Genomic DNA, 10,769 nt, shown 5'->3' on the forward strand with positions numbered 1-10,769 from the left:
GATCCAGCGCCATGGCAGCGTGTCGCAGTTGATTGGCCGCCGACCTACCGTTGTACGCTGGGCGTTTTACTATGTGGCCATCATCGCAGTGCTGCTCTTCGGGCAGTTCGGGCATCAGGAATTCATTTATTTTCAGTTCTAACCAGCACAAGAGATGAAAAATAAAGAAGTGAAAAGGCTATTAAAGAAACTGACGCTGCTTGTGCTGCCTTTCGTGCTGTGGCCTTTTGTGGAGGCTGTCGTACTTCCCATGAACTTCTTTACGTTCAGGATTTGGGAGACCATCTCTGTAAACAGTGTGCGCCTGATGTCAGGGCCTTTTTACCCGAACATGCACCTGCGCATGGAGGAAGAGGGCGAACTGGCACCCCGCACCCCCTATGCTGAGAAGAAACAGGTGGAATGGTACACAGACCCCTACGGCTACCGCAACCGTGATACCAAAGCAGAGATCTTGCTGATCGGAGACTCCAACATCACAGGCGCCAAGCTCTCACAGGAAGAAATTCTGGCTGAGGTACTGGAAAAGCAATTGGGCAAAGAAGTTTACTCTTTCGCTCCTGCCACTGTTAACCGCTTTCTGGGCACCAAACGCTTCGAGGAAAATCCGCCGGAGATCGTGGTGGTCTCGAGCATTGAGCGCCGCATACCGGAGTTGCCGCCGTGGGCGCCACCGGCATTGGCAACAAGCTGCGCGACCGCACGGGCGCCGTCATCAATTCATCTAAAGTATTGACCTGGATGGCGGTGACAGCGGACCGCATCTCAAAGCTGGCGCTTTACCACCGCACATTGGCTAACATCGAGCGGACATTTGGTAAAAAAGAGTACATCAATTATCAGAATGAGTTCTTTATGGAAGGTGAATATGCCAACCGAACCTTCACCAATGATGAAATAAACCGCATAGCCGACGTGCTGGAAGGTTATAAGCATGCGCTGGCAGAAAGAGGCATCCCATTCGTGTTCATGCCCATCCCGAATAAAGAGAACATCTACCACCAGATGCTGCCATCAGCCCGAAGGCCGGACTTTCTGCCCCGCCTGATGGCTGAGCTCAGGAGTAGAGACGTACAGGTGGTAGACACGCAAAGCACTTTCGAGCACTTGTACAAAAACGAAAAAAAGAAGCTGTATCCTGCAGATGACGGACACTGGAACAACACGGCGGTGGCCGCTGCCGCTGACTTACTGGCGCGACATTTGCAGCAAACCGATGACAGCACGGAAAATAACACCCGACACCTGGTAAAACAATTAGATTGATGGTGTAACACAGCCAAAGTTAGATAACAAACGTATAGCAATTATTACTCACCTTATATATATGAAACCAAAGGTATTTTACGATAAATCCACCAATCGTCTGAAGAAGATACTTGGCCGTATCATTCCCCACAACACCCGTTTCAGACCTAATGGCGTATGCCAGATCAATACAGAAAGTGAAACCACATGCACCAATTCCGAAGTGAAGGTGCATCGTATATACCCCAACCTCACCACCCCTCTTGAGATTTCTGAGGATCTCTACGAGGCTTGTTCTGATTATTGGAAACCTAAACGCAGTGTCATCACTGACTACGTAGTGGTGGAAGTACCCGACGGCCGCATTTATACAGACAATGAGAGCAGTGTGGCGATCGTTTCGCAGCAGAACCGCATTATCGAGAACGTGTCGCTAAGCCTGGTAGAAGGCAAGGCAAAGGGTGCAGAGACGAACAACATCTTTACTCAAAGCTATTTTCAGGCACTACCCGTTTCAAAGGTACTGTGTTCAGTATGCTGACCGGTGGTGCCGGCCTCAACAATATTGGGCACTGGTTTCTGGACGTGCTGCCACGGCTGCACCTGCTCCGCGAAAGCGGCCTCTACGACGAAGTGGACTGGTTCCTGGTGCCTAACACACGCTACAGCTACCAGACCGAAACGCTGGAACTGCTGGGCATACCTGCTGAGAAGATCATCACAGGTATAGAATACCACCACCTTACCGCCGACCGCATCATCGCTTCCACGGCGCCGCGAGGCAATCACACCCTGGTACCACGCTGGCTGGGCCAGTATATCCGTGACTCTTTCCTTCCATTAGTGCAAGATGAAGAATTGCCTGCTTCGGAGCGGGTACCATACCTGTACATCAGCCGAAGTGACTCAGCCATACGCAATGTGTTGAACGAAAAAGAGCTGCTGGAAGCCCTGGAAGCTTACAAGTTCAAATCAATCGTCTCGAGTAAGTATAGCATCCTGGAAAAGATCAGGATGTTCTCACAGGCTAAAGTGGTAATATCGGCCACAGGTGCCGGCCTGATCAGCATGTTCTTCTGCAAGCCAGGCACCAAAATCATTGAGATCTTCCATGAGGGTTTTGTGATAGAGCCATTCTACGACATAGCCACCAAGATCGACCTGGACTATGACTACATCATCTGCAAAGGCGACAAAAAGGTACACGATGCCGCCGAAGGGCAGCGCCAGCACCTCCATGTAGACACCGACAAGGTGGTGGGGATACTGGAAAAAATGCGAAAAAGCTCTGGGAAGAAAAGTAATGTGCAGACGGTGTAAAGTCTGCCTGCTATGAAAGATTTGCCTCTGCGACCTGGGTTGCAGGGGCATTTTTCTTTTTAGACCGGATGACGTCTTCGTAAATGGAAAGCAGCAGGCGGTAGTTGACTTCGGGGGTGTACTTGACCTCGTAACTCTGGCGGGCGGCAGTGCCTAGTTGGCGGATCAGGCGAGGGTACTGCTGCAGATGATGCACGCGCTCGGCTAGCTCCTCTGCCTTCCCAGGACTATAGTGCAGACCGTTCACACCATCTTCAACGAGTTGCGCAGCCCCACCCATTTTGGCGGCAATAACCGGTGTTCCCGTCGAAAAAGCTTCTATGATGGTCATCCCGAAGGTTTCCAGCCACTCAGAAGAAAATATCAGCACGCGCACTTTTCAGCAGCTCCAGCACCTGGTCCCGGTTTTGAAAACCCAGGTACTCTATACCCTGGTTTGCGGCCGCATACTGTTCCACACGGCCCCGGAGCGGACCGTCGCCCACGATTTTGAGCGGAAAGTTTTGCAGCCTGTGGGCTCTAAGCAGCGTTTCTATACCTTTCTCAGGCGTCAGGCGACCGACATACAGGAAAAAATTTTCCCGCTCAGGGTAGCCCCTGCCCAAGTCCTGGGTGAAGTTGGGTTTCACGGCCAGCTGCTTTGTCTTGAGTTTGAGGGAGGAGTTTCGGAACAGCTCAGCGGCGGCGGGCGTCAGGGCGATGAATTTATCCACCTTCTGCTGCCAGGTGCCGAGCAGTTTATGCATGCCGGTGGTAAGCACCACCGATGCCGTTTGCACAGCCGAATCGCGGTATACCTTCTGGCGGATGGCACCCATGGGGAATGTTTTGCGCAGATTCTCCAGCTGCACCTTCCCATTATAGTAAAGCAGGGCGCTCGGGCAAACCAAGCGGTAATTGTGCAGTGTCATCACGATCGGCACCTGCATGCGCTGCGCCACATAAAATACGGCTGGCGAAAGCAGTGGAAAGAAATTGTGCACATGGATCACATCCGGCTGAAATGCCTTTATCCGCTCTTCTACCAGCTTCGCGCTACCCGGATTATACACAACGCCCAAAGCTGCTTTCAGCTTCTCAGACAGACTGTTAACCTCTTTATTTGAAAAGGTCAGCTTCTCTACCTGATGTCCGTGCTGCTCCAACAGAGCCGCTTCCGCATGAAAGACGGTGTCTTCCCCACCTGCCTGTTTGTAGTAATTATGGATGATCAGAATGCGCATTGTGCAAGTAAGTTGTCAGGCATACGAAATCCCGCCCGGGCCATACCTGGCCGAGACGGGATTTTGCCTTTGAGTTTATTCTATATCGCCACGGCGCCAGATTAGGCCATTGCGGTTTTATTCGGTTCCTGCTCCTTTGTTTCAGAGAGAGCGGAGGCAAAGTATTTCCGTTGTTCCTCCCGCAACTTATCGATTGTCCGGCCTTCCGGCAAGATTACGTCATCGTAAGTCAGCACCTGGTCTTTCGGGATGTCACGCTTCAGCACGCAGCCTTCGGCCACACCAATTGGCAGCAGGTTCTCGCGCTCGGTCACATCAGCGTTTTCGCACAGACCATAGGTCATGTAATGACCTATGCCGTCGATAGTCTCCCCGGCTTTCAAATCCTTTTTAGCGGCAGTTACTACTTCTACGTAAGGACGGTCCAGCGACGTAAGTGCGGCATCGTTGAAAAGGACGGCTCTGGCAATGGTGAGCGGCACTTCGAGGTGGCAAAGATGGTACGGGGTATAGAAACAATACAGCGGCCCCTCTCCCATTTTATAGTAGTTGAGATAATGCTGCTGCCTTGGGTTATCCTGTGTGGCCAGCACAAACACGCCGCCCGCCGGCTCGGCTATACCTACCACATAGTCTACAATGCCCGGTCCGTTGGTAAGTTCCTCCAGCGGAAACAGATTGACAGACTCTCGAATGTTGGCTCCCTGTGGCGCATAGGGGCCCAGCATACCTCTTTTAGCTACGCGCATACCTGTTCCATTTGCCACAATAGCCTGTTCGAAGGAGATTTTGGTGCCATCAGCAAAAGAAGTCACCATGGCGGGGTTCTGGCCCCAGCGCTTGGCGAAGCCTTCCTGCGTGGTCGGGTTGCGGTAGGGGTCGTGCAGGCCTTTGATGTTGCCGCAGAGCACTGGCTTCATACCGATGGACTTCACGTAGCGGTAAAGGTTCATGATCACGCCCGGCTGGTCGCCGTCTACGTTGGTGAATACGACGCCCGCCTTGTCAGCGTATACCTTCAGGATCGGGCCAACCGTGCCGTCGACCTCCGCATCCATCATGATGGTATGCTTGCCGTTTTGGATCGCCTCCAGTGCCACCTGCGCCCCGAATTCCACGGCACCGGTTACCTCCAGAATAGCATCAATACCTTCTGCACGGCATAACAGCATCGGGTCGTTGGTGATGCTATACCTGCCGTTGCGGATGTTTTCCTGCAGGGCTTCAACTGAGCTAATTTCCTCCACATCGGTTATACCTGCCTCGTTGTAGGTCTCACGGGCACGCTCGATGGTTCGGTTTGAGATCGCCACCAGTTCCATTCCCGGCACGTGGTTCTTAATTTGCAGGGCCACACCTTTGGCCATAAATCCGGCTCCCACCATCCCTACACGGACAGGTCGGCCTTCGGCTTCTCGTTTGGCTAATGCGGTATCTATAATGATCATAATTCTTCTTTTGAAATGCGCTTTTGCAAAACGACTTTATTCGGTTTCAGACAAGCTACAGGTATAATTCTGAAATCTAATGTCCACTACCCTTTACCTGTTGTCAAATTCACTTACAAAGCAGACTGCTCCGGTATGGCTTCCAGCAGAGGATGATTCTGGTCCTTCTCCGAGATGATCCGGGGCTCCATCGGCCACTGAATGCTGAAAGCCGAGTCGTTCCAGCGGTGGCCACGCTCTGCGCCGGCCGCATAAAAGGCCGTCACCTGGTACATTACGTCGGAGTTGTCCTCGAGTGTCAGGTAGCCATGTGCGAAGCCTTCCGGTACGTAGAGCATGCGGTAGTTATCCGCAGTCAGTTCCACGCCGATCCATTGCTTATACGTCTCAGAGTCAGGACGCAGGTCCACGATCACATCATAAATGGCACCACGGGTGCAGCGCACGAGCTTGGTTTCGGCGTGCGGGGCCAGTTGCATGTGCATGCCGCGCAGGGTGCCTTTTTTGTAGTTGTAACTCACATTGGCCTGCACCAGGTTGGTGTTCAGCCCGTACTGCTCAAACTCCTTCTGGCAGTAAGCCCGGCCAAAGAAGCCACGCTCGTCTTCCAGCTTCTTGATATCGATGATGTAAGCGCCTTTTAGTTTGGTCTCTGTAAAGATCATGTGTTTGATGTATTGGAAAGCACCTGCAAGGGTTGCCTTGCAGGTGCTTTTCGTTCAGATTAAGATGGCAGGTATGCAGGCTGTTCTTCTCCCAGATATTCCGCGATCTGCCCCATCGTAAATTCTCTAATGTTGCTTATACCTTCGTGATAGGTCTTATACCAGCCGATGGTACGCTCGATGGCCTGCGCCGAGTTGTACTTTGGCGTCCAACCCAGTTCTACCAACGCCTTGCTGATGTCGAGCTTGAGCAAACCGGCTTCGTGCGGCTGGTTCTTGAGTTCCGGCTTGTCGTAGCTGCCCGAACCCCATACCTGCAGGGCTTTCTGCACCAGGTCCTCCACCGGGCTGTTGTCGCCGGCCTGCGGACCAAAGTTCCAGGCACCGCCAAAGGCTTTAGGGTCTTGCGCCATTTTTGCGCCCAGCAAGAGGTAACCACCCAGTGGCTCCAGCACGTGCTGCCACGGACGCACCGCATTCGGGTTGCGCACCGTTACCGGTTCCCCTACCCGCAGAGCACGCACAATGTCCGGTATAATACGGTCCTTGGCCCAGTCACCGCCCCCGATCACGTTACCGGCACGGGTGCTGGCGATTGCTTTCTGATGTTGGTCAAGAGCCTCCGGATGAAAGAACGAACGGGTATAGGACGAGATCACCAGCTCCGCACAGGCCTTGCTGGCACTGTAAGGATCGTAGCCGCCCAGTTGGTCCGTTTCACGGTATGGGTATACCCATTCCTTGTTCTCGTATACCTTATCCGTCGTGATCAGCACCACCGAGCAAGGCTTCTCGAGCCTGCGCACCGCATCCAGCACATGGGCTGTACCCACGGCATTCACAGCGAAGGTCTCGGACGGAAACTCGTACGATAAACGCACCAAAGGCTGCGCTGCCAGGTGGAAGATAAAGTCAGGCTGGAAACGCAGCACTGCTTCCTCCACGGCTTCCTTGTTGCGAATATCATCGATAATGGATTCACACAGACTGTCGCCGTCGATGAGGTGATACAGGTCCTCTTCGGTTTCGGGTGCAAGGGCGTAACCCATTACCTCAGCTCCCAGGGAGTGCAGCATTTGCAACATCCAGGAACCTTTGAAGCCGGTATGGCCAGTCAGAAATACTTTTTTGTTTTGATAGGTCTGCTGCAGAAATTTTCTCTTCATCAGCTTATATTTCGCTAAAAGGTCAGGTATAGGATATGTTATACGCAGTTGCCAAACAATATGCTATACCCTTCGCACTTTAGGCATTTACAGGTTGGTTTTGAATCACTTTGTACCAGGGAGCTTTGCCTTGCTGGATCAGCTCTTCCAGATAGTTCTTGTCACGAAGCGTATCCATTGGCTGCCAGAAACCTGTGTGTTTGAAAGCAGCCATCTCCCCTTCTCGGGCCAGTCGTTCCATTGGTTCGCGCTCCCAGGTGGTGTGGTCACCGTCTATGTAGTCAATCACGGATGGTTCCAGCACAAAGAAACCTCCATTGATCCAGGGCTGTTCGCCCCCTTCCGGTTTTTCCTGGAAATGACGTACATGGGTATCCTCTCCGGAAAGCGTGAAAACGCCAAATCGGCCTGGCTGCTGCACAGCGGTAAGCGTGGCCTTGGTGCCCTGCTGCTTATGAAACTCAATCGCAGCGCTAATGTCGATATCGCTCACACCGTCGCCATAGGTCAGGCAGAACGTTTCATCACCGATGTAGTCGCGCACACGCTTCAATCGTCCGCCTGTCAGCGTACCTTCGCCTGTGTCAACCAACGTCACTTTCCATGATTCCGTGTTGTTCTGGTGCACCTTCATGCTGTTGGTGCTCATATCGAAGGTTACGTCTGAGTTATGTAAAAAGTAGTTGGCGAAATACTCTTTGATCATGTGACCTTTGTAGCCGCAGCAAATCACAAAATCATTGATTCCATGGGCAGAGTATATTTTCATGATATGCCAGAGGATAGGTTTTCCGCCGATTTCCACCATTGGTTTCGGCCTGATACCACTCTCCTCACTGATGCGGGTTCCATATCCGCCTGCCAGTATTACAGCTTTCATTAATTTCTAAGGGTTTGGGGTGAACTTCTTTTTAAATCTGTCTTCTATACGACAATTACTATATTTTGATTATGATATTGCGGAATTTATGATCGCAGGCAGCTATGTTCTTAAGTATCAGAACTTCGCGTGTTATAACATAACGGCACTGCAATTACTAGTCCTTATACCTGCATTTGGCTGATAAGTTGAGCCTATTAAGTAGCTTTTTAGAAACGCTTGCAAAAAGCTTTTAGGGAACTGATGAAAAAAATGCGCTGAGGTGGTGCTATACCTACGCAGCGCATTTTTGGTCTTGCTAACCCACCGTTACGGCAGTAGCTTTATTATGTCTATCCCTGGGCCAGAGCATGTCTTTTAGCGTCAGGTATACGAAGGTGCTGTTGGTAACTAGGTAGCGTTTCCAAAGCCGCTTGGGCTCCTGGTACAGCCGGTACGTCCACTCCAGGGACAGGTCTCGCGCCCATTTTGGCAGGCGCTTCTCCAGTCCCGCGTACGTCATATAAGCTTGTCCAACACCCAGCATACAGGCCTTCACGCGGCCCTTGTGCTCGGCCATCCAACGCTCCTGCTTCGGGCAACCCAGTGCTACAAACACCAGGTCAGCACCAGAGTCGTTGATCATGTCCACAATCGACTGATCTTCCTCTTTAGTAAGCTGACGGAAGGGTGGTGAGTAGTGGCCTGCTATCCTGACGTTCGGATGTTTTGATTTTGCAGTAGCCACCACAGCTTCGAGTACATCGTCAGTGGAGCCGTAGAAGAAGACCGACTTGCCTCTGGCAGCGGCTTCCTTGATCAAGCGCGGCATCAGGTCCATGCCTGGCACGCGGTCCTGCTTGTAGCCGTACTTCAGTTTCATCAGTTTTGAGAGCGGGCCGCCATCAGGTGAGGCAACGTCTGCTTCATTTAGTATTTTATTGAAGTTCGGGTCCTGGTATGCTTCAACGAGCATGTGCACATTGGCGAAGCATACATAAGACGACTCTCTGTTCTCGGTCATCCAGAAAACCTGCTCCACAAACTCGTCGAAGCGACCCGTGGTGATATAGGAGTTCAGGAGGCGGCGCTTTTGCTGTAAGGGTGCAGCTGCTTTGTACAGGGTGTTTGTCTCAGTCATTTCGTTAGTATGCATTTTTCTCGCCTTTCACCATATTCCACACAGTCAGGAAGATGATTTTCATGTCCATCATGAAGCTCCAGTTTTCCATGTACTTCACATCGTACTCCACACGCTTCTCCATCAGGTGCACTTCCTTGGTCTCGCCTCTGTAACCACTCACCTGAGCATAGCCTGTAATGCCTGGTGTTACGAAGTGGCGCATTTTGTACTTGTTGATCACTTTAGAGTAGTGGTCCAGCTGCGACACCAGGTTCGGGCGTGGTCCTACTACCGACATATCGCCGAGCAGCACATTGAAAAACTGTGGCAGTTCGTCCAGGTTAGTTTTGCGCAGGAAGGCACCTACTCTTGTGATACGTGGGTCATTCTTAGTAGCCTGTAGCTCCGTGCTATTGTTTACACGCATCGTTCTGAATTTGTAGCACACAAACAGGCGGTTCTTTTTACCCGGACGCAGCTGCTTAAAGAAGATCGGACCAGGAGAACTGATCTTGATGGCCAATGCGATGATCGGCATCACGATCGGGAACAGGAACAGGATCACACCCAGAGAGAAGGCGATATCAAAAGCACGCTTGATCACACGGTTAGTTACCTGCTCGAGCGGCTCTTTGCGCACACTGATCATCGGGATGTTCTGGTAGAAGTACATATTCACTTCACGCTGCACAATGGCGCTGAAATCAGGCACGATGCGGAAGTAGATGAAGTTCTCGTCAGCAAACTCAGTCAGCTCGTCGATGTGTTCCTTATCGTTTACTGGCAAGGTATAGTACACCTCGTCAATGTTGTTCTGAAGGCAAAATTCCTGAAGGTCAGACACATTGCCCTTCACCATGCTGCTATGCTTGCTCAGTTCGTCGGCCTTATCAGTGAAGAAGCCCATGAACTTACGACCCGGTGCCTCGTCACTGCTGAAAGTCTGGTGCAGGTTGATCGCCGCTGGCCCCATACCTACAATCACGTAGCGGCTATAGGCCATATCCGATTTAGAGAAATAGCGCTGTGCCAGGAAAAGCACCACACGGCTCAGACCGATCAGCAACGCAGTGAACAGGTAAGTATACAAGAGCAACAGGCGGGACAGATGCTCCAGGTTGAATATTACGATACAGCTGGCCAATATGACGGCGTGTATCGCAAATGCATTCAGCATGTCACCAGTCCTTCTGCCTACCGGAATGAAACCATCGATCCGGAAAACAAAATTCTTGAACCCGGAAACGATCCACCACACGAGCGCAAACAGTACAAAGAAGATACTGTACTGGTGTGTGAGTTCTAAATCACCGTATCTGAAAAGGTTTGACAGCTTAAACGCGAAAGCTATCAATGTAATGTCTAGTATTAATAAGAGTATTCTATTAAAACTATTATAGTGTCTGTATTTGTGCATAACCTGAAATTGTACTTATTGAATCATAATTCCCTTTTTACCTTAATTGACTTTCTCACGCCTCTCGTCTTCAATCACTTTGTCAATCCCCTCGTTGCTCCGGGACCCATGACAACCTTAATGCCTGTATTTTCACTTTAGCTTATAATTTATATTCTGCTTATGAGATACTTGCTTGCCCACTTTTTAAAGGCTCACAATTAACAACCAGAATTTAGACTGAAATACGACTGCATTTATATTAAGGTTTATTAATTTATCGCTAAAACATCAACAAAATTTAAATCGCTAATATTAGCA

10 protein-coding genes and 1 pseudogene are annotated in these 10,769 nt (G+C 50.9%); 4 read left to right on the forward strand and 7 right to left on the reverse strand.

Going from position 1 to position 10,769, the window contains the following annotated elements; translation table 11 throughout:
* Nucleotides 1-154: 154 nt before the first annotated feature.
* The 4 genes from O71_RS16325 (at nt 155) to O71_RS16340 (ending at nt 2,568) form a co-directional block, all read left to right on the forward strand.
* Complete coding sequence (locus O71_RS16325) at nt 155-736, forward strand: hypothetical protein (protein ID WP_007658922.1); 582 nt, start codon at nt 155-157, stop codon at nt 734-736.
* On the forward strand, nt 664-1,266 hold the full coding sequence (locus tag O71_RS16330; protein WP_155800966.1) for a hypothetical protein: 603 nt from the start codon (nt 664-666) through the stop codon (nt 1,264-1,266). The genes O71_RS16325 and O71_RS16330 overlap by 73 nt, the downstream gene beginning before the upstream one ends.
* Nucleotides 1,267-1,327: 61 nt before the next feature.
* Nucleotides 1,328-1,789 carry a hypothetical protein gene (locus tag O71_RS16335; RefSeq protein WP_007658926.1) on the forward strand — a complete coding sequence of 154 codons (462 nt, stop codon included), beginning with the start codon at nt 1,328-1,330 and terminating at the stop codon, nt 1,787-1,789.
* Nucleotides 1,783-2,568 (forward strand): DUF563 domain-containing protein, encoded by a 786-nt coding sequence (locus O71_RS16340; protein WP_007658929.1) that lies wholly within the window; start codon nt 1,783-1,785, stop codon nt 2,566-2,568. The genes O71_RS16335 and O71_RS16340 overlap by 7 nt, the downstream gene beginning before the upstream one ends.
* A gap of 62 nt (nt 2,569-2,630) precedes the next feature.
* Here O71_RS16340 and O71_RS16345 read toward each other — a convergent pair.
* From O71_RS16345 to O71_RS16375, 7 genes and pseudogenes are all read right to left on the reverse strand, one after another.
* Nucleotides 2,631-3,791 (reverse strand): annotated as a pseudogene (locus O71_RS16345) (glycosyltransferase); the annotation flags it as partial.
* Nucleotides 3,792-3,892: 101 nt separating this feature from the next.
* Nucleotides 3,893-5,239: an NAD(P)H-dependent oxidoreductase gene (locus O71_RS16350; protein WP_007658931.1), complete on the reverse strand. Its 1,347-nt coding sequence runs from the start codon at nt 5,237-5,239 to the stop codon at nt 3,893-3,895.
* A gap of 113 nt (nt 5,240-5,352) precedes the next feature.
* A complete protein-coding gene (gene rfbC / locus O71_RS16355; RefSeq protein WP_007658936.1) occupies nt 5,353-5,904 on the reverse strand; it encodes a dTDP-4-dehydrorhamnose 3,5-epimerase in 552 nt (183 codons plus the stop codon).
* Nucleotides 5,905-5,963: 59 nt separating this feature from the next.
* Nucleotides 5,964-7,070, reverse strand: coding sequence for a CDP-glucose 4,6-dehydratase (gene rfbG / locus O71_RS16360; RefSeq protein WP_007658939.1), 1,107 nt, complete (start codon nt 7,068-7,070; stop codon nt 5,964-5,966).
* A gap of 79 nt (nt 7,071-7,149) precedes the next feature.
* Entirely contained in the window at nt 7,150-7,950 is an 801-nt protein-coding gene (rfbF, locus tag O71_RS16365; protein ID WP_007658941.1) for a glucose-1-phosphate cytidylyltransferase, read from the reverse strand.
* Between the two features lie 298 nt (nt 7,951-8,248).
* Complete coding sequence (locus O71_RS16370) at nt 8,249-9,085, reverse strand: WecB/TagA/CpsF family glycosyltransferase (RefSeq protein WP_007658944.1); 837 nt, start codon at nt 9,083-9,085, stop codon at nt 8,249-8,251.
* Entirely contained in the window at nt 9,075-10,406 is a 1,332-nt protein-coding gene (locus tag O71_RS16375) for an undecaprenyl-phosphate glucose phosphotransferase (RefSeq protein ID WP_007658946.1), read from the reverse strand. The genes O71_RS16370 and O71_RS16375 overlap by 11 nt, the downstream gene beginning before the upstream one ends.
* Between the last annotated feature and the right edge of the window lie 363 nt (nt 10,407-10,769).

Origin of the sequence: Pontibacter sp. BAB1700 (assembly GCF_000277005.1) — a bacterium.
Lineage (GTDB): Bacteria > Bacteroidota > Bacteroidia > Cytophagales > Hymenobacteraceae > Pontibacter > Pontibacter lucknowensis.

Excerpts from the sequence above, each read along its gene's own strand:
- O71_RS16340 (WP_007658929.1), top strand. The coding sequence starts at position 1,783 with ATGCTGACCGGTGGTGCCGGCCTCAACAATATTGGGCACTGGTTTCTG.
- O71_RS16350 (WP_007658931.1), bottom strand. The coding sequence starts at position 5,239 with ATGATCATTATAGATACCGCATTAGCCAAACGAGAAGCCGAAGGCCGA.
- rfbF (WP_007658941.1), bottom strand. The coding sequence starts at position 7,950 with ATGAAAGCTGTAATACTGGCAGGCGGATATGGAACCCGCATCAGTGAG.
- O71_RS16335 (WP_007658926.1), top strand. The coding sequence starts at position 1,328 with ATGAAACCAAAGGTATTTTACGATAAATCCACCAATCGTCTGAAGAAG.
- rfbG (WP_007658939.1), bottom strand. The coding sequence starts at position 7,070 with ATGAAGAGAAAATTTCTGCAGCAGACCTATCAAAACAAAAAAGTATTT.
- O71_RS16370 (WP_007658944.1), bottom strand. The coding sequence starts at position 9,085 with ATGCATACTAACGAAATGACTGAGACAAACACCCTGTACAAAGCAGCT.
- rfbC (WP_007658936.1), bottom strand. The coding sequence starts at position 5,904 with ATGATCTTTACAGAGACCAAACTAAAAGGCGCTTACATCATCGATATC.
- O71_RS16325 (WP_007658922.1), top strand. The coding sequence starts at position 155 with ATGAAAAATAAAGAAGTGAAAAGGCTATTAAAGAAACTGACGCTGCTT.